This is a genomic window from Arthrobacter alpinus (genome assembly GCF_001294625.1).
Classification (GTDB): Bacteria; Actinomycetota; Actinomycetes; order Actinomycetales; family Micrococcaceae; genus Specibacter; species Specibacter alpinus_A.
Genome location: NZ_CP012677.1, coordinates 1,560,395 through 1,577,850 on the forward strand (window position 1 = coordinate 1,560,395; position 17,456 = coordinate 1,577,850).

18 protein-coding genes, 1 tRNA gene and 1 pseudogene are annotated in these 17,456 nt (G+C 62.9%); 13 read left to right on the top strand and 7 right to left on the bottom strand.

All coding sequences use genetic code 11. The annotated features are described in order from the left end of the window. Positions 1-11 precede the first annotated feature (11 nt). The 3 genes and pseudogenes from AOC05_RS06910 to AOC05_RS20550 all read right to left on the bottom strand — a co-directional run. On the bottom strand, positions 12-716 hold the full coding sequence (locus AOC05_RS06910; RefSeq protein ID WP_062006598.1) for an anti-sigma factor family protein: 705 nt from the start codon (positions 714-716) through the stop codon (positions 12-14). Next, on the bottom strand, positions 713-1,027 hold the full coding sequence (locus tag AOC05_RS20545; RefSeq protein ID WP_335337612.1) for a sigma factor-like helix-turn-helix DNA-binding protein: 315 nt from the start codon (positions 1,025-1,027) through the stop codon (positions 713-715). Before AOC05_RS20545 ends, AOC05_RS06910 begins: the two co-directional genes overlap by 4 nt. Positions 1,028-1,083: 56 nt before the next feature. Further along, positions 1,084-1,224, bottom strand: a pseudogene (locus AOC05_RS20550) (sigma factor); the annotation flags it as partial. Between the two features lie 192 nt (positions 1,225-1,416). Between AOC05_RS20550 and AOC05_RS06920 the strand changes: the two are divergent. Then, the gene (locus AOC05_RS06920; protein WP_062006599.1) at positions 1,417-1,860 is read left to right on the top strand and encodes a hypothetical protein; all 444 of its coding nucleotides are present in this window, start codon (positions 1,417-1,419) and stop codon (positions 1,858-1,860) included. Positions 1,861-2,128: 268 nt separating this feature from the next. Here AOC05_RS06920 and AOC05_RS06925 read toward each other — a convergent pair. Continuing rightward, a tRNA-Leu gene (locus tag AOC05_RS06925) sits at positions 2,129-2,211 on the bottom strand. A gap of 191 nt (positions 2,212-2,402) precedes the next feature. Between AOC05_RS06925 and AOC05_RS06930 the strand changes: the two genes are divergently transcribed. Beyond that, positions 2,403-3,707 (top strand): M20/M25/M40 family metallo-hydrolase, encoded by a 1,305-nt coding sequence (locus AOC05_RS06930; RefSeq protein WP_062006600.1) that lies wholly within the window; start codon positions 2,403-2,405, stop codon positions 3,705-3,707. 34 nt (positions 3,708-3,741) lie between these two features. After that, on the top strand, positions 3,742-4,893 hold the full coding sequence (locus tag AOC05_RS06935; RefSeq protein ID WP_062006601.1) for an acyl-CoA dehydrogenase family protein: 1,152 nt from the start codon (positions 3,742-3,744) through the stop codon (positions 4,891-4,893). On the opposite strand, the gene AOC05_RS06940 is transcribed toward AOC05_RS06935, so the two are convergent. Further along, positions 4,894-5,133, bottom strand: coding sequence for a DUF5703 family protein (locus AOC05_RS06940; RefSeq protein ID WP_062009478.1), 240 nt, complete (start codon positions 5,131-5,133; stop codon positions 4,894-4,896). A 128-nt stretch (positions 5,134-5,261) separates the two neighbouring features. Here AOC05_RS06940 and AOC05_RS06945 point away from each other — a divergent pair, with 128 nt between their 5' ends. Further along, a complete protein-coding gene (locus AOC05_RS06945) occupies positions 5,262-5,531 on the top strand; it encodes a hypothetical protein (RefSeq protein ID WP_062006602.1) in 270 nt (89 codons plus the stop codon). Positions 5,532-5,550: 19 nt separating this feature from the next. Here the strand turns inward: AOC05_RS06945 and AOC05_RS06950 are convergent, their stop codons facing one another. Then, entirely contained in the window at positions 5,551-6,486 is a 936-nt protein-coding gene (locus AOC05_RS06950; protein ID WP_062006603.1) for an aldo/keto reductase, read from the bottom strand. 84 nt (positions 6,487-6,570) lie between these two features. Here AOC05_RS06950 and AOC05_RS06955 point away from each other — a divergent pair, with 84 nt between their 5' ends. Next, positions 6,571-7,407 (top strand): undecaprenyl-diphosphate phosphatase, encoded by an 837-nt coding sequence (locus AOC05_RS06955; protein ID WP_062006604.1) that lies wholly within the window; start codon positions 6,571-6,573, stop codon positions 7,405-7,407. A 95-nt stretch (positions 7,408-7,502) separates the two neighbouring features. After that, complete coding sequence (gene mshC, locus AOC05_RS06960; protein ID WP_062006605.1) at positions 7,503-8,801, top strand: cysteine--1-D-myo-inosityl 2-amino-2-deoxy-alpha-D-glucopyranoside ligase; 1,299 nt, start codon at positions 7,503-7,505, stop codon at positions 8,799-8,801. Between the two features lie 64 nt (positions 8,802-8,865). Here mshC and AOC05_RS06965 read toward each other — a convergent pair whose 3' ends face one another. After that, positions 8,866-9,723, bottom strand: coding sequence for a PAC2 family protein (locus AOC05_RS06965; RefSeq protein ID WP_222440318.1), 858 nt, complete (start codon positions 9,721-9,723; stop codon positions 8,866-8,868). 133 nt (positions 9,724-9,856) lie between these two features. Between AOC05_RS06965 and AOC05_RS06970 the strand changes: the two genes are divergently transcribed. The 7 genes from AOC05_RS06970 to prcB all read left to right on the top strand — a co-directional run bounded on the left by AOC05_RS06970 (position 9,857) and on the right by prcB (position 17,454). Further along, positions 9,857-10,606 (top strand): HAD family hydrolase, encoded by a 750-nt coding sequence (locus AOC05_RS06970; protein WP_082357816.1) that lies wholly within the window; start codon positions 9,857-9,859, stop codon positions 10,604-10,606. Beyond that, positions 10,603-11,757, top strand: a complete 1,155-nt coding sequence (locus AOC05_RS06975) for a site-2 protease family protein (protein WP_062006607.1) — start codon at positions 10,603-10,605, stop codon at positions 11,755-11,757. Before AOC05_RS06970 ends, AOC05_RS06975 begins: the two co-directional genes overlap by 4 nt. 93 nt (positions 11,758-11,850) lie before the next feature. Beyond that, complete coding sequence (locus tag AOC05_RS06980; protein ID WP_062006608.1) at positions 11,851-12,930, top strand: tRNA (adenine-N1)-methyltransferase; 1,080 nt, start codon at positions 11,851-11,853, stop codon at positions 12,928-12,930. Positions 12,931-12,974: 44 nt separating this feature from the next. Then, positions 12,975-14,732, top strand: a complete 1,758-nt coding sequence (gene arc, locus AOC05_RS06985; protein ID WP_062006609.1) for a proteasome ATPase — start codon at positions 12,975-12,977, stop codon at positions 14,730-14,732. Between the two features lie 14 nt (positions 14,733-14,746). Further along, positions 14,747-16,324 (top strand): depupylase/deamidase Dop, encoded by a 1,578-nt coding sequence (gene dop, locus AOC05_RS06990; protein ID WP_082358149.1) that lies wholly within the window; start codon positions 14,747-14,749, stop codon positions 16,322-16,324. A gap of 95 nt (positions 16,325-16,419) precedes the next feature. Continuing rightward, positions 16,420-16,626, top strand: a complete 207-nt coding sequence (locus tag AOC05_RS06995; RefSeq protein WP_062006611.1) for a ubiquitin-like protein Pup — start codon at positions 16,420-16,422, stop codon at positions 16,624-16,626. 6 nt (positions 16,627-16,632) lie between these two features. Continuing rightward, on the top strand, positions 16,633-17,454 hold the full coding sequence (gene prcB, locus AOC05_RS07000; RefSeq protein WP_062006612.1) for a proteasome subunit beta: 822 nt from the start codon (positions 16,633-16,635) through the stop codon (positions 17,452-17,454). Positions 17,455-17,456: the final 2 nt, after the last annotated feature.

Here is a 17,456-nt window from a genome sequence, read left to right on the forward strand (position 1 = left end):
CGGGCCGTTCCTCAGGGTGCGGCCCGCAACAACGCCTGCACCGTTCCAGCCCGGCGGACCTCCAGCGCGGCAATGTCATCCACCGCCACCGTTGTCGTGGCGACAGGGGTGACTGTCTCCCCGGGGGACGCCTGCCAGCTGCCCACCACCGTACTTTTCCCGTCAGTTGAGCGCAGCACCAGCTCGTACGTGGTGTCGCCTTGGTAGCCGGTGGCGGCATAGGAGCACGTCCAGGAGATTTGGGTGCCCCACGGCCGTGGCGCCAGGGCGCCCGTGGCTTGCAAGGCCGTCTGTCCTGTCGAGGTGAAGCGCACGGCAATTCCCGGGCCGTGACTTGTTTGGCTTGTGGCGGGGTCGGCTGCCGTCGGCACACCTGCCCCGGGGAAGGAGCCGTCCAGGGCGGCGGTCAGTCCCAGCGTGCCGGCGCCCGTGATGAGCACGGCGGCAGCCGCCGCAAGCGCCCACCGGGCACGCCGCCGTCGTACCTTGCGGCCAAAGACCCGGTAGGCGGGGACGGTCTGCACCTCCGCGGGGTCCTGCTCCGCACCTGCCACAGCCAACAGCCCTGGCAGGGGAGACAACCCGGCCACCCGCGCACGGCATGCGGCACAGCCGGCCAGGTGGTCTTCATAGGCGCGTCGTTCGGTCGGGGGCAAGGCGCCGAGGATATAGGCAGCATCCCAGGTGGCGAACTCGTCGGGGTTTCCCTTGCTCATGGCCTACTCACCCCGACCTCCTGGAGAGCGAGCTTGAGCGCGTGCAGGCCGTAGTGTAGACGGGATTTGACGGTGCCGGCCGGGACGTCCAGCGCCCGGGCGATCGTGTTCGTGTCCTCGCCGCCAAAATAGGCGCGGATGATGACATCGCGGTGCTCGGCGCTCAGGGTGGCAAGGGCCTCAGAGATCAGCCAGCTGTCAAGGATCCGTTCGCTTTGATCCGGTTCCGCCCGCTCAGGGAGCTCGGCGCGGGCATGTTCGAGCCGGTGGTGGGCGCTGCGCCAGTCGTCAATGACCAGATTCCGGGCCACCGTGAAAGCCAGGCGCGCAGGGCGGCTTCGGGGCGTTGGAGCACCTCCTGGTGCGCCCAGGCCCGGAGCAGGGTCTCCTGCACGACGTCCTGCGCCACCGTCCCTTCCTGCGTGAGCCGCAAGACAAACCGGGTCAGCACGAGCGCATAGTCGCGGTGCAGCGCACGCATCGCCTCCTCGCGTGTGGGTGATCCCATGTTCACCTGTCCCTTCACCGTCCGTCCGCCACGGTACTCCTGTCCGCTAGACGAAACACCGATTGCAAAGGTTCACCTGCGGTGAACCTTTGAGCGGGCCCGTTCGTCTTGGAGGGCAGGAGCACCCGCCGCCCTTTCAGGAGCCACTCCATGAGCTAAGAATTCAATGGCCTGCCACCGCATATTCTCCTCGTGCACGCCGTAATAGTCATGGTCCCGTTGGCGGCCCTGTGCGCGGTGGCCACGCTGCTGTGGCCGGCCGCCCGAAGACGGCTGGGCGCCGCGACGCCGGTCCTGGGCCTGGCCGCCGTGGTCCTGGTATTTTTCACACAGCAGGCCGGGGACTGGTTGCTGGCCCGTGTGGGGCACATGTCGGCCATCCTCGCTCATGCAGCGGCCGGTCGAACCCTTTTGCCATGGGCGTGGGGCCTGCTGGGCGCCTCTCTGGCAGCCTGGTTGTGGCACCGGCTGAGCATCTGGGCCCGCCTAGCGGCTCGCTGGGGAACCGGTTGGGCTGCGGGCGTGGCCTGCGTTTTTATGGCGGCCGTGCTTGCCGTCTGTGTGGGCATCACGGCCAACGTGGTGGTCATCGGCGAGGCAGGGACACGTGCCGTCTGGGGCGCGGTGTTGGTTTAGCTCCCCATCCGTTGCGCGTGCAGGTAGGCGATGGCTAAGCGCCTGGCAGTTCCACCTCCATGACGGTGCCTTGCCTGGCCTGGCCGACCACCTGCACGGCACTGACCGTCAGAGGCCCGCCCGTCAGGCCTGCATCGAGTCGACATAGGCATAGCTTTCAATAACTTTTTGAATGCGCTCTACAGCATCTGGGCCCAGGCCATGCGGATCCGGGGCGGAGACAAAAAGAACCCCCCGAAATCCTAAGATTTCAGGGGGTTCTTATTCGTGCGCGAGAAGGGACTTGAACCCTCACCCCGTTTCCAGGACCAGCACCTCAAGCTGGCGCGTCTGCCATTCCGCCACTCGCGCAGGTGATGACGGGAGGCGCATTCTTCCTCTCGGATGAATCGTTGTCTCCCGCAGCAGCGATGAAAACAATAGCACAGCTTTTGCCTCAACCGACAATCAGGTAATTCGGCGCCGTGAACGTCACCGTTCTGGGGCATGCCGCGGTGCGGCTGTAGGCTGATGTGAACCCCAAAGCTATAAGGAGTCCGCCCGTGAACACCCTCAGGCCAGAAGATGAAGTCGCTGGCATTTGTCAGGACCTGATTCGTTTTGACACCAGCAACTTCGCCAACAACGAGGGGCCGGGGGAGCGTGCGATCGCCGAACACGTAGCGGCCCTGATCTCCGAGGTAGGGCTCGCGCCGGAACTTTTCGAATCCGCGCCTGGGCGTGCCAACGTGGTGACCCGCGTTGAGGGTTCAAACTCCGCGCTTCCGGCACTGATCGTTCACGGGCATCTGGACGTGGTTCCGGCGCTGGCCCACGAGTGGAGCGTGGACCCCTTTGCCGGTGAGGAGAAGGACGGCCTGATCTGGGGTCGCGGCGCCGTGGACATGAAGGACATGGACGCCATGATCCTGTCGGTGATGCGTTCCATGGCCCGGGACGGGCGCAAACCCGAACGTGACATCGTCTTTGCCTTCTTCGCTGACGAGGAAGCAGGCGGCAGCTACGGGGCACGGTGGGCGGTGGACAACCGGCCCGAGCTCTTCGACGGCGTGACGGAGGCCATCTCCGAAGTGGGCGGCTTCTCGGCAGATATCGGCGGCAAACGGGCCTACCTTTTGCAGACGGCGGAAAAGGGCCTGGCCTGGCTTCGGCTGACGGCCCATGGCCGTGCGGGCCACGGATCGCAAATCAACACCGACAACGCTGTCACCCGCCTGGCCCGCGCCGTCACCAGAATTGGCGATCACCAGTGGCCCATTGAATACACGGCCACCACACGTGCGTTCCTTGAGGGGGTCTCCGAGCTGACCGGTGTCGAGTTTGACGAAGGAAACCCCCAGACACTGCTGGATCAGCTTGGCACGGTGTCGCGTTTTGTGGGCGCAACACTGCAAAACACTGCCAACCCGACGTTCCTGAATGGCGGCTACAAGGCCAATGTGATCCCCGGCACGGCCGAGGCCATGATCGATGTCCGCACCCTGCCCGGCCAGCACGAGCAGGTGCTGGAACTGATCCGCGACCTGGCCGGGGACGGCATTGAGATTTCCACCATCCACAACGACGTTTCCCTGGAGACGCCTTTCACCGGCAATTTGGTGGACGCCATGATCGACGCCTTGCATGCCCAAGACCCGGGTGCCGCTGTTCTTCCCTACACGCTCTCGGGCGGCACCGACAACAAGTCCCTGAGCCGTCTGGGCATTACCGGCTACGGTTTCGCCCCGCTGCAACTGCCCCCGGAACTTGACTTCACTGGCATGTTCCACGGTGTTGACGAACGCGTTCCAGTGGAATCGCTGAAATTTGGCGCCCGCGTCCTTGACCAGCTTCTAAGCAACTACTGACATTTGAGTAACTACTAAGGAGCCCAGCGGACCTATGGATCTGTTCGAACTGCTTCCCGATGACCTCCTGGAACGCTTCAGAGCCCGCGCCAAAGGCTATGACGAGCGCAACGAGTTCTTCCATGAGGACCTGGCCGAGCTGAAATCGCAGGGTTACCTGCGAATGTTTGCCACGATCGACGACGGCGGGCTGGGTTTTGGGCTCCAACAGGTCGCCGCCGCGCAGCGCAGGCTGGCCACGGCGGCCCCCGCCACCGCTTTGGCGATCAACATGCACCTGGTGTGGACCGGCGTCGCCCATCTTTTGGCCCGGCGCGGGGACGACTCCTTGCGCTACGTCCTGGCGGAGGCGGTGGCGGGAGAGGTGTTTGCCTTCGGGAACTCGGAGGCCGGCAACGATTCAGTACTTTTTGACTCCAACACGGTGGCGGCACCGCTAGGTGACGGCAGCTATTCGTTCACCGGGACGAAGATCTTCACCTCACTGTCCCCGGCCTGGACGCGGCTGGGGATTTTCGGCAAGGATTCCACCGGCCAGGAGCCCATGCTGGTGCACGCCTTCATCACCCGGGACACGCCCGGCTACAGCATCAAGGACGATTGGAACACCCTGGGTATGCGTGCCAGCCAATCCAACACCACGGTGCTCGACGGCGCCGTGGCTGCCGCGGATCGGGTGTTCCGGAAGCTGCCCGTGGGGCCGAACGCCGATCCGCTGATCTTTGCCATCTTTGCCTGTTTTGAGACCCTCCTGGCCGCTGTTTACACCGGGCTGGGGGAGCGGGCGCTGCAAATCGGGGTGGAAACGGTCCACAAACGCCGGTCTAAGAAGACCGGCAAGAGTTATGCCCAGGATCCCGACATCCGTTGGCGCATTGCCGACGCGGCCCTCGCCATGGACGGGCTGTATCCTCAAGTCGACGCCGTGGCCCGCGACGTGGACGGGCTGGTCAACCATGGCGGCATGTGGTTCCCTGCGCTGGTGGGCGTGAAGGTCAGGGCCACCGAAACTGCTCGGACGGTGGTGGATTTGATCATCCGTGTCAGTGGCGGCGGAAGCTACTTTGCCGGCAGCGAGCTGGGCCGCCTGTACAGGGACGTGCTGGCGGGCATGTTCCACCCCTCCGACGACGAGTCGGCGCACGCAACCATAGCCACTGCGTGGTTGGGGCCTGTGGAGCAATAGTTAGTGGATCTCCAGCGTGCGCTCCACACGGAGCACCTTTCGCCGTAGCCAAAACCGGCGGCTGCCGCCGATGTACAACAAGCTGCGTTCGAGTTCCCATTTGCCGTACTCCGCATGTTCACGCAGGCGCTGATAGGCCAAGGGAGCTGGCTCGTCGGAGCGAACTGACAGGATTAAGTACTCGTACTGCCGTTTCGGTGCACCCTTCGCGGTGAGCACGCCTTGCAAGGTTTCCCTCATGTCCATTCCGCCTTCCCTGTCCAGGGCTGAATATACTCTGTGTCCATTCAAGCAGCTTGTGGTCCCGCTGGTGGTGGCACCGGAAACTGGTCTTTCCACTTCGTTGCCACACTGGTAGCGTCGAACACATGAGTATTGATCCCCGCGCAGCCTTGAGCGCTTTGACGACGGCACTTGAAGAACACTTGATTGCTGCCTCTGCACGTCGCGGCGAAGAAGACCCCCAGGTGGAAGCCACCTTCCTGGGCATCATCGACGCCTTTGAGGTGTACGAGGAAGCTCTCTTTGACGCCTTCGACGAGGTCACCCCCTTAGTGATTTACGGCGATGACGGCGATGAGGACGAAGAGAATTCCGACGACGACCTCAATGACGAGCTGGATCCCATCGAGGACTGACGCCATGCACGCGCCCACCTCAGTGGGCGTGAGAGACCTCATTGAGCACGGTGGCAATGGGTTCAGGCAAAGGTTCCAACGTCGATTGCAAAATCTGGCGAAGCTGTTCGGTGGTGCGTGGGCCAACCACCGCGGCAGCCACAATGTGCTGATCCAGCACCCAGCTCAGCGCAACATCTAACGGGGACCGGCTCAGCCCCTTGGCGGCTGTGACAAGGGCCTCGGTAATTCGGCTCGGGCGTCCCGTAAGGTACGGGTCCACATAGCTGCTCATCGCTTCGCTGGCCCCACGGGAATCGGCCGGGATCTGGCCCCTGTACTTGCCTGTCAGAACTCCCCTACCCAACGGGGCCCAGCACAGGACACCGGCGCCCACGTGTTCCGCTGCGGGAATGGCCTCACGTTCCACTCCACGGGAAAGAAGTGAATACTCCACCTGGTTGGCCACTATCGCCGTCTCGGACAACGTGGCCGCCCGGGCCAACTGCCAGCCGTTGTAGTTGGAAACTCCGGCATATCTGACCCGTCCCGAGGACACGGCCAGGTCCATGGCACTCAGTGTCTCCTCGAGGGGAACGTTTTCATCCCACAAGTGCGCAAGCCATAGGTCAAGATGGTCGGTACCCAGCCGGGCAAGCGAGGCATCCAAGCTTGCCAGCATGGCCCTGCGGGAGGTGTCCACCATCCGTTTGCCGTTGCGGTGGCTAACTCCTGCCTTGGACACCAGCACAACGTCGCTGCGGGGCACAACGTCGCCGAGCATCTCACCCAGAATGGCTTCGCTGCGGCCCTCCACATAGCTGGGGGCCGTGTCCAAAGTGTTGCCGCCAGCGTCGATGAACGTCCGCAACTGCTCCCTAGCGGTGTCCGCGTCGGTTTCCTTGCCCCAGGTCATGGTGCCCAGCGCCAAGGCCGAAACCCGCAGTCCACTGGTGCCCACAAATCGTTGTTCCATACGTGCAAGCTTACGGGGAAGATGGCTTCGCTTTTGCGGCGCGGTCAGTCGTGAACGTGCTGTTAAGTGCTCTAGGCTAAACCCGTGAACTGGTTAGAAGCGGCCATCTTGGGCCTCATCCAAGGATTGACGGAATTTCTTCCTATCTCCTCAAGCGCCCACCTCTTTGTCGTCGGCAAGTTTCTGCCCACCGGGGCCGACCCCGGGGCCGCGTTCACCGCCGTCAGCCAATTGGGTACCGAGACGGCTGTCATCGTCTTCTTCTGGCGCGACATCGTCCGCATCATCACGGCCTGGTTCGGCTCCCTGCGCGGAAAAGTGCCCCGTAACGATCCAGACGTCCGCATGGGCTGGCTGGTCATCATTGGCAGCCTGCCCATCGCCGCGTTGGGCGTCATCTTCCAAAGCCAGATTGAATCAACGCTGCGCAACTTGTGGATAGTGGCCACCACCCTCATCGTGTTTGGCCTGATCCTGGCCGTTGCTGACAATGTTGCCAGCCAGGAACGCGAGCTCAAGGACCTCTCGCTCAAACACGGCATCATCTACGGCTTCGCTCAGGCCCTGGCCCTGATCCCCGGCGTTTCTCGCTCCGGAGGAACCATTACCGCAGGGCTGCTGATGGGCTACACGCGCGAATCAGCCGCAAGGTATTCGTTCCTGCTCGCGATTCCCGCCGTCTTTGGCAGCGGCTTTTACGAGCTGTATAAGATCTTTGCCAAACACGAGGGCGCCCAGGGCCCGTTTGGTATCGGTGAAATTGCTCTCGCCACCGTCATTGCCTTCGTTGTGGGCTATCTGATCATCGGATGGTTCCTGAAGTTCATCTCCACCAAAAGCTTCCGGCCCTTCGTCTGGTACCGGATAGCCCTTGGCCTGGCGCTCTACTTACTTCTCGGACTGGGCGTCATCACCGCTTAGGCAGCTCGCGGCGGGACCCTCGGAGGTTACCGTGCAACCTCCTCCCCAAACTCGCTTCGCTCGTTTGGGGCCCCTCGGAGGTTACGCTTAGCTACGTGAAAACATGGAAATCACGTCCCGTTCCAGAATTGCCCGGCACCATGCCGGCCCTTTTCCTCCACGAGACGACAGCGAACTCAGTGTCCGCGCTACCCGACGGCGATCAGGCCAGCCTTTATGTCTGCGGAATTACCCCCTATGACGCCACCCATATTGGCCACGCAGCCACTTACGTTGCCTTTGATCTGCTTAACCGTGCCTGGCTCGACGCGGGACGCGCAGTCAACTATGTGCAAAATGTCACAGACATTGACGATCCCCTCCTCGAGCGGGCCACCCGCGATGGCATCGACTGGCGGGAATTGGCCCAGGAGCAAACCGCCCTGTTCCACGCGGACATGGAAGCCCTGAATGTTGTTGCCCCTGACCATTACATTGGCGCTGTCGAGGCCATCGGGTGGATCGTGCCCCAAATTCAGACACTCCTGAGCGCCGGGGTCGCCTACGCTGTTCCCGGCCACGACGGGGAGCCCGACGGCGACATTTACTTCTCCGTAGAGCGCGCCTCATCCGCACAGCACCTCAAAGGCGCCGACGTCCCTTGGTGGCTCGGCCAGGTATCGGGCCTGAGCCAAGAACAGATGCTACCGCTTTTTGCCGAACGGGGGGGAGACCCCAAGCGCCCTGGCAAGCACCACCCCCTCGATGCGTTGCTGTGGCGTGTGGCCCGCGAAGGCGAACCGTCCTGGGACGGTGCCGCCTTGGGTGCGGGGCGGCCCGGCTGGCATATCGAGTGCACAGTGATCGCCCAACGCTTCTTGCCCGAACCGTTCACCGTGCAAGGTGGCGGGTCCGATCTGATCTTCCCCCACCACGAGATGGGTGCCGGGCACGCCTTCGCTTTGAGCCAGGTGCCCATGGCACAGCACTACGCCCACACAGGCATGGTGGGCCTTGACGGCGAGAAGATGAGCAAGTCCTTGGGCAATCTGGTGTTGGTGTCCAAACTGCGCGCAGACGGTGTTGAGCCCGCGGCCATCCGCCTAGCCATTTTAAACAACCACTACCGTTCCGACTGGAGCTGGACCGACGCCTTGCTGAGCAACGCCACCCAGCAGCTGGCCACCTGGCGCCTAGCCCTGGCTAGCACAGCGCAAGGCTCGGCCAAACCACTTGTCACGGAGATCCGCAACGCCTTGGCTGCCGACTTGGATGCACCACGCGCCCTCGCCGCCGTCGACCATTGGGCCGCACAAGCCCTGGCCACTGCCACGGCCAACACTTCGGAAACATCCGAGCGTGACGCCGCCTTGGTTTCCGACGCCATCGAGGCGTTGCTCGGTGTGGAGATCTAACTCCGTACCCGGCACCTTAAAAGCTGGGCTGCACAAGGACGGTTGTGCAGCTCAGCTCATTTACTTAAGTCTGCTCTTTGCCGCGGCGGCGCAGATAACGCTCAAACTCCTTGGCGATTGACTCACCCGTCGCTTCGGGCAGGTCTTCGGTGTCCTTGGTCTCTTCGAGCTGGCGCACGTACGCGGCTATCTCGGCATCCCCGGCAGCGAGTTCATTGACCCCGCGTTCCCACGCCTGCGCGTCCTCGGCCAAATCCCCTGTGGGCAGCGGAACCTGCAGGAAATCTTCAAGCTTATTCAAGAGTGCCAGTTGCGCCTTCGGCGAGGGTGCCTGGGCCACATAGTGGGGTACGGCAGCCCACAGTGAAATAGTGGGCAGGCCTGCCAGCAGCGCCAACTCGTTGAGCACACCCACAATGCCCACGGGACCTTCGTAGGCGGAGGCTTCCAGATCCAGCCGGCTCCGCAAGTCCTCATCGTCGCAGGTGGCGGTCACGGGTATGGGCCGTGAATGGGGGACATCGGCGAGCAGGGCACCCACCAGCAGAACATAGTCCACGTTCAGCTCCGCAGCCTTGGCCAGCAGCTCCGCCGTGTAGGCCCGCCACCTGTAGGAGGGCTCGATCCCGTGAACAAAGATGACGTCCAGGTTCGTTCCGGGCACCGTTACCTTAGCAATCTTGGTCAGTGGCCACTTGATCTTGCGGGTCCCTGAACCTGTGTAGCGCACTTCGGGGCGGGTGAACTGAAAGTCATAATATTCGTCTGGTTCGATCACGGCCACACGCTTGGCACCCCACAAATGATGGAGGTACTTCAGCGCGTCACTGGCCGCCTCACCGGCGTCGTTCCACCCTTCAAACGCCGCAATGAGGACAGTGACGGGTTCGCTACCGCCGGCGGGCCTAGGCAATCGCTGCAACCCGGCTGATTCCTGATCATTGACTTCACTCACGGCACCAGCCTACGTCGCTGCGAAAATTGTGCAATGCCAACCCACCCTGGCTGTGCACCGGGCAAATATTATGCGCCAGCAACCCACGTAGACTGTGTGCATGCGTTTATCGACTGCACCAGCCATGCACGCGGAGGCCCTGACCTCCGCTGATGCCCCGACTGACCTCAAAGCCGCCCTCTGGGACATGGACGGCACACTTGTGGATAGCGAACCGTATTGGATTGCCGCTGAGATGGACCTTGTCGGAGCACACGGCGGCCACTGGAGTCTTGATCAGTCCTATGCGATGGTCGGCAACGCGCTTGAGACAACGGCAGCCATCCTCCAGGAGGCCGGCGTGGCCCTGCCTATCCGCGAGATAGTCGACTTCCTCACGGCTTCGGTCACGGCCGCCATCCGGCAGGAGATTCCGTGGCGCCCGGGGGCCAAGGAACTCCTGGCACAGTTGCACGGCCGCGGTGTGCGCTGCGTCCTTGTCACCATGAGCGAGGCCTCCATGGCGCAGGTGGTTGTGGACGCGTTGGCGGAACCATATTTCGAATTCATGGTCACCGGGGACCAAGTGGACAACGGCAAGCCCCACCCCGAACCGTATCTGAGGGCCATGGATCTGCTCCGGGCCAGCGATCCTTCCCTGGGTGCCCACCACTGCGTGGCCCTTGAGGATTCGGTCCCTGGTGTGGCCTCCGCCCTCGCCGCCCTGGTCCCCACCATCGCCATCCCGCATATTGTTCCCTTGGGCGAGGACCCCCGCCGCACCACCTGGGACACGCTCGTGGGCAAGACGCACGACGACGTCGCTGCCGTCTTGTCCGCCAAGCCCACCTTCAACGGGGCGAAGGCATGAGCCGGTCAACACCGGCGGCAAGGCCACGGCGCGAAGGCCTGGTGATCGGCTCCGTTCGTGGTACACCCATCATCTTGGCCAATTCGTGGTTTGTCATTGCAGCTTTCACCGTCCTCGTGTTTGGCCCCCAACTGCAATCGGTGCTGCCGAGCCTTGGCTGGCGTGCCTACCTGGTGGCTTTTGCGTACGCACTGTTGCTGCTGTTCTCGGTGCTCATCCATGAACTGTCCCACGCCGTCGCAGCCATCATGTACGGCTGGCCCACGCACAAGATTGTCCTAAACCTTTGGGGCGGCCACACAGAGTTCGACTTCAACAAGGCCACACCCGGACGTGCCGTGGTGGTTGCCTTTGTTGGCCCCATCTCCAATTTTGTGCTGGCCGGTTTGGGCTGGCTGCTCCAAACGGTCGTGCCAGTGGACTCCTCCTCGCTGGGCCTTGTGGTGACGCACCTGCTGATCAGCATCTTCATTTGGGCCAACCTGCTCATCGGTGCCTTCAACGTGCTCCCCGGCCTTCCACTCGACGGAGGGCGCCTCGTGGAATCAATCGTCTGGAAGGCCACCGGAAACCAGGAAAAGGGCACCGTGGCGGCCGGTTGGGCGGGGAGGGTTATTGTCATCCTCGGCCTGGCCGGCGCTGCCGCACTCAGCTATGCAAACGGCACCCAACCGTCCCTGACAACGGCTTTCATCGTGGTGTTGTTGGCCGGTTTTTTGTGGATGGGCGCCTCGGCCTCCATCAAGGGGGCCTCGATCCGTCTTCGCCTGCCAGCCATCACCGCCTCAGCCCTGGCCACCCCGGCAGTGGGGGCATCCATCGATTTCAGCGTGGCACAACTGTGGTCGGTGCGGGCCCAGCACCCCAGCGAACCAATTGTTCTGTGTTCCGCCGACGGCCGACCGGCGGCACTTGTTGACGAGTACGCGCTGGCCAATGTGCCCCCCAACGTTGCCGCACACACCCTGGCTCCCGCTGTGGCGCGCTCCTTGTCCGCTGGTGCCTATGTGCCTGCGTCAGCGGCGGGGGCCGAACTTATCCAGTACCTTTCTGCGCTTCCGGACACCGAGTATGCCGTCATCGACGAGCACGGCCGTGTCACTGGACTGCTTAGCCAGGCCAAGGTGGTTGCCGCCATCACCGGCAAATAGTCTTCCGGTGCCACGTCGTCAACGGCACTGATTCAGCCACGAACGCAAATTTTTTCCTTTTTACGCACCACCACGCCCGATAGGACACCACGCATGAGCAAGATCGATCCCCACACCGCAGCGTCCGCTGCCAAGGAAACAGCCCTTCCACACGGCGCCGCCGCACGCAGGGGGCCGTTCCGGGCAGGCGAGCGGGTACAGCTCACCGACGAGCGGGGGCGCATGAACACCATCACGCTCACGCCGGGAACCGCCTACCACACGCACAAGGGCTTCTTGAATCATGACACCTTGATTGGCCAGCCCGAGGGTTCCATGGTTGAAAGCAACGTGGGCCAGCAGTACCAGGCACTGCGCCCCCTACTCTCTGACTTTGTGCTCTCCATGCCTCGCGGTGCCGCAGTGGTTTATCCCAAGGACGCCGGCCAGATCATCACCATGGGGGACATATACCCCGGTGCGCGCGTTGTGGAAGCCGGCGTCGGTTCCGGCGCCCTGTCCATCTCCTTGCTGCGCGCAGTGGGCGACAGCGGCTACCTGCACTCCTTTGAGCGACGGGAAGAGTTCGCCGACATTGCCCGCGGCAATGTCGAAACCATCTTCGACGGTCCGCACCCGGCCTGGAAGATCTCCCTGGGCGACTTCCAGGACCAGGTGGTGGCTCAGGAGGCCCCCGGCAGCATTGACCGGGTGGTCCTGGACATGCTGGCACCGTGGGAGTGCCTTGACGCCGTGGCCACCGTGCTGGCCCCAGGCGGGGTGTGGATCAACTACGTGGCCACCGTCACCCAGCTTTCCCGGACGGCCGAAGCCATCCGCGCGGACGGTCGCTTCACCGAACCCGACGCCTGGGAGTCAATGGTTCGTGGCTGGCATTTGGAGGGGCTTGCCGTTCGCCCGGACCACCGCATGGTGGCCCACACTGGCTTCTTGATGGTGACTCGCCGGCTTGCCGACGGTGTCACCGGCATGACCTTGAAGCGCCGGGCGTCCAAGACGGACTTTGCCCAGGAGGATCTTGACGCGTGGACTCCCGCGGCAGTGGGCGAACGCTCCGTCTCCGATAAGAAGTTGCGCCGGGCCGCCCGCGACGCGTCCTCCACCGTCCAGACGCGGCGCAATATCAGCCAAGCCGAGGCTGATGAGGCGCACGGCACACTCCCGGAGCACTAAGGTCTTTAGTATCACCACAGGTCTCTGCGGAAGGACGGCACAGCATGAGCGAAGCAACTAACTCCACCCCCGGCACCTCGGGGGAGGGCGCCCCGGGCTCCCAGGGGGCACCGTATTCGGCGGGCCCAGGACAGCAGGCTGTCCTGGAACGCCAGCTAAACGTTCTCCGGGAGAAGGCACGCACCCTTGATCGCCAGCTTTCCTCGGCCACGCAAAACAACTCCCGCCTCGTGGCAATGTTGGAGAGCGCAAAGACCGAGATCCTGAAACTGCGCTCTGCCCTGGAACACGACGGGCAGCCGCCTTACGGGTTCGCCACCATCGTGGCGCTCAACCCGCGGGGATCAACCGTCACCGAGGAAAGTATCGACATCTTCGCGTCGGGACGCAAAATGCGCGTGGGCCTGAGCCCGTTGCTGCCCATCCGCGAACTGCGTGTGGGACAGGAGGTGCTGCTCAATGAGGCCTTCACGGTCATCGCCGGGCTCGGTTTTGAGCGAGTTGGTGAACTTGTCACCGTCAAGGAACTCCTGGGCACCGACCGGGTCCTGGTGACAGGCCGGGCGGATGAGGAACGGGTCGTGCGACTCTCCGGGGCCCTGCAGGAGGGCCGCCTTCGTGTGGGCGATGCCCTGACTCTTGACGGGAAAACCGGCTACGCCCTGGAAAAAATTCCCCGCTCCGAGGTGGAGAACCTGATCCTGGAGGAAGTACCGGATATTTCCTATTCGGACATTGGCGGGTTGACCTCGCAGATCGAACAAATCCGCGACGCCGTCGAACTGCCGTTCCTGCACCCTGACCTGTACAGGGAGCACGGGCTCAAGGCGCCCAAGGGCATTTTGCTCTATGGTCCCCCCGGCTGCGGCAAGACCCTGATTGCCAAGGCCGTGGCCAACTCACTGGCCAAACGCGCCGCCGAACGCTCCGGGATCAAGGACCAAAAGAGCTATTTCCTGAACATCAAGGGCCCGGAGCTTTTGGACAAGTACGTGGGCGAGACCGAACGCCAAATCCGTCTGATCTTCGCCCGGGCCAGGGAAAAAGCGGCCGATGGCAGCGCCGTCGTTGTCTTCTTCGACGAGATGGACTCGCTGTTCCGTACGCGCGGTACCGGCATCTCCTCAGACGTTGAAACCACCATCGTCCCCCAGCTGCTCAGCGAAATTGACGGTGTCGAACGGTTGGACAACGTCATTGTCATTGGCGCCTCCAACCGGGAGGACATGATTGACCCTGCCATTTTGCGGCCCGGCCGGCTGGATGTAAAAGTCAAAATCCACCGCCCCGACGCCGAGGCCGCTGCGGATATCTTTGCCAAATATGTCACCACGGCGCTGCCCTTCCACCACGTTGACGTGGAAGCCAACAACGGCAGCCTCAGCGACACCGTGGAGGCCATGATCCAGCGCACAGTGGAGGCCATGTACGCCACCGACAAGGCCAACGAGTACCTGGAAGTCACGTACGCCAACGGCGACACCGAGATGCTGTACTTCAAGGACTTCAACTCCGGGGCCGTGATTCAAAATGTGGTGGACCGGGCCAAGAAATATGCCATCAAGGACCTGCTCCTCAGCGGTGAAAGGGGCATCAGGATAGAGCACATGCTCAGGGCTGTGGTCGACGAGTTCCGTGAGCACGAGGACATGCCCAACACCACCAACCCCGATGACTGGGCGCGGATCTCGGGGAAGAAAGGGGAGCGGATCACGTACATCCGCACCATCGTCCAAAGCAAGGAAGGCCAGGTGCCGGGAAAGAGCCTGGAGACGGTGACCAACACGGGCCAGTACCTGTGAGCGTCATCCGGGTGATGGGTGCCGAGACCGAATATGGCATCCACACTCCCGGCAGTTCGGCGTTCAACGCCACCTGGCTTTCCACCCAGGTGGTGCACGCCTATTCCCAAGAGACCGGGCACCGGGCGGCGGCCGGGGGAGAGACCCGCTGGGACTATACGGATGAGGACCCTCTCGCCGACGCCAGGGGCTGGGTCACCCCGCGCCCGGACGCCCACCCCAGCCAGCTCACAGATGAGGAAACCGAACTGACGGCCGCCCAAATTGCGTTGGAAGGCGGGGAGGTGCCCGAGCAGTCGGGCCCGCTGATGATGAACATGGTGTTGGGAAACGGGGCCCGGCTCTACGTTGACCATGCCCATCCCGAATACTCTTCCCCCGAGGTCACCAACCCGCTGGACGCCGTGCGCTGGGATGCTGCCGGGGACCTGGTGGCATTGGCGGCCATCCGCCGTATTGCGGCAACACCGGGGCTCCCAGCCATCAATCTGTACAAGAACAACACGGACAACAAGTCCGTGTCCTACGGCAGCCATGAAAACTATTTGATGCCCCGGGCGGTCCCCTTTAGCAGCATCGTGGCCGGACTGACCCCCTTCTTTGTCACCCGGGCGCTGATCTGTGGTGCCGGCCGGGTTGGACGCGGCCAGGATGGTTCCGGGGTCGGTTTTCAAATCAGTGCCCGCGCTGACTTCTTCGAGGCCGAGGTGGGGTTGGAGACCACCATTCGCCGCCCCATCATCAACACCCGCGACGAACCCCACGCGGTCGCCGACAAATACCGGCGCCTGCACGTGATAATAGGAGATGCAAACCTCAGCCAGGTTTCGAACTATCTCAAGTTCGGCACCACTGCCCTGGTATTGGACATGATTGAACACGGCACGGCGCCGCAACTTCGTTTCGCCGATCCTGTGGAGTCCCTGAAGGATGTCAGCTACGACTGGAAACTAGAGCAGACCCATCTGCTCGCCGACGGGCAGCGGCTCAGCGCACTGGAGGTGCAGTGGCTGTATTTGAAAGCGGCCAAGGCCCATACCTCCGCGAATGGGTCAAGCGACCCCGTTACCGGCGACGGGCATACCGAAGCCGTCCTAGCCACGTGGGAAGGAGTGCTGAACGCTTTGGGCACGGATCCCATGAGCCTGTCGGGGCAGGTGGAATGGGTGGCAAAACTGAAGCTACTTCAGCAGTACCGTGCCCGGGACGCCATGGAATGGGATGATCCGCGGCTCGGGCTGATCGACCTGCAGTGGTCCGATGTCCGCCCGGAGAAGGGGTTGTATTACAAGCTGTTGGAGCGCGGACGCATGGAACGGCTTGTCAGCGACGAGTCCATCGCCCACGCAGCCGTGCAGCCGCCCACCGATACCCGGGCCTACTTCCGGGGTCAGTGTATCCAGCGATTTGGGGCCAATGTGGTGGGTGCCAGCTGGGATTCGGTGATCTTTGAATTACCCCAGCAGCGCAAGCTCCAACGCGTCGCCACCAAGGAGCCCCTGCGTGGCACCAAAGACTTAACGGGAGAGCTGTTTGAGAACAGCCCCGACGCCGCCACTTTCTTGGCCCGGCTGCTTTCAGTCACGCACTAGCTGCACTCATATTGGCTGGCACGGTTCAGCATATATTGCGCGCTGCCATGGCAGGATGGAAGCTAGGCACCGCTCCACTGGCAAAAGGACACAACATGGCTTCGCAGGAACAAAAGAACGTCTCTTCCCGGACCGAGGAAGAACAAGTTGACCAGACACCGCTGCCCACTCCGGCGCCGGGATCCGGGGCCGGGCAGGACGCGACCTCGGGTGTCGATGACCTCCTTGATGAGATTGACGGCGTATTGGAATCCAACGCGGAGGAGTTTGTCCGCGGCTTCGTCCAAAAGGGCGGGCAGTAGCCTCTCATGGACGCCGAGCAGAGGGGCGCCTGGCCGTCGATAACAGTCTCGGGGGCGTCGTCGTCGTTCCTTGACTATGTCAGCGCAAGCAACCCTGGGCTCTTGCCGTTTGGGCGCACGCTTCCTGCCGGGACGCTGCCGCCCACACCACACGGCACCACCATCGCGGCCCTGACCTTCGACGGCGGGGTTCTCATGGCGGGGGACCGGCGCGCCACAATGGGTTCCATGATAGCCAACAGGCACATTGAAAAAGTGTTCCCCGCGGACAGGTTCTCGGTGCTCGGCATTGCCGGGACGGCCGGGATTGCCATTGACATTGTGCGCTTGTTTCAGGTGGAGCTTGAACACTACGAGAAGATCGAGGGGACCTTACTGAGCCTTGAGGGCAAGGCCAACAGGCTCGGCGCCATGATCCGCGCCAACCTGCCCATGGCGCTGCAAGGGCTTTCCGTTGTTCCCGTGTTCGCAGGGGTGGAGGCCGGGGCTTCGGTGGGCAGGCTCTTCTCCTACGACGTCACCGGGGGCCGTTACGAGGAGCTCGAGCACCACAGTGTCGGCTCCGGATCCGTCTTTGCCCGTGGCGCACTAAAGAAACTGTGGCGCCCTGGCATGGACAAGGACGCCGCCGTCGCCGTAGCCGTGGAGGCGTTGATTGACGCCGCGGACGATGACTGCGCCACGGGCGGTCCGGACCTAATCCGCAAACTGTGGCCGGTGGTTTACGTTGTCACCGACGACGGCGCCCAACGGGTGAGCTCGGATATATTGGCCGCCGTGGTGGGTACCGTTGTGGACAGACAGACCACTGAGCGAAGGGAGGCTTAGAC

Excerpts from the sequence above, each read along its gene's own strand:
- AOC05_RS06910 (WP_062006598.1), bottom strand. The coding sequence starts at position 716 with ATGAGCAAGGGAAACCCCGACGAGTTCGCCACCTGGGATGCTGCCTAT.
- AOC05_RS06935 (WP_062006601.1), top strand. The coding sequence starts at position 3,742 with ATGGATCTGTTCGAACTGCTTCCCGATGACCTCCTGGAACGCTTCAGA.
- AOC05_RS06940 (WP_062009478.1), bottom strand. The coding sequence starts at position 5,133 with ATGAGGGAAACCTTGCAAGGCGTGCTCACCGCGAAGGGTGCACCGAAA.
- AOC05_RS06945 (WP_062006602.1), top strand. The coding sequence starts at position 5,262 with ATGAGTATTGATCCCCGCGCAGCCTTGAGCGCTTTGACGACGGCACTT.
- AOC05_RS06950 (WP_062006603.1), bottom strand. The coding sequence starts at position 6,486 with ATGGAACAACGATTTGTGGGCACCAGTGGACTGCGGGTTTCGGCCTTG.
- AOC05_RS06970 (WP_082357816.1), top strand. The coding sequence starts at position 9,857 with ATGCGTTTATCGACTGCACCAGCCATGCACGCGGAGGCCCTGACCTCC.
- AOC05_RS06975 (WP_062006607.1), top strand. The coding sequence starts at position 10,603 with ATGAGCCGGTCAACACCGGCGGCAAGGCCACGGCGCGAAGGCCTGGTG.
- AOC05_RS06980 (WP_062006608.1), top strand. The coding sequence starts at position 11,851 with ATGAGCAAGATCGATCCCCACACCGCAGCGTCCGCTGCCAAGGAAACA.
- arc (WP_062006609.1), top strand. The coding sequence starts at position 12,975 with ATGAGCGAAGCAACTAACTCCACCCCCGGCACCTCGGGGGAGGGCGCC.
- dop (WP_082358149.1), top strand. The coding sequence starts at position 14,747 with ATGGGTGCCGAGACCGAATATGGCATCCACACTCCCGGCAGTTCGGCG.
- AOC05_RS06995 (WP_062006611.1), top strand. The coding sequence starts at position 16,420 with ATGGCTTCGCAGGAACAAAAGAACGTCTCTTCCCGGACCGAGGAAGAA.
- prcB (WP_062006612.1), top strand. The coding sequence starts at position 16,633 with ATGGACGCCGAGCAGAGGGGCGCCTGGCCGTCGATAACAGTCTCGGGG.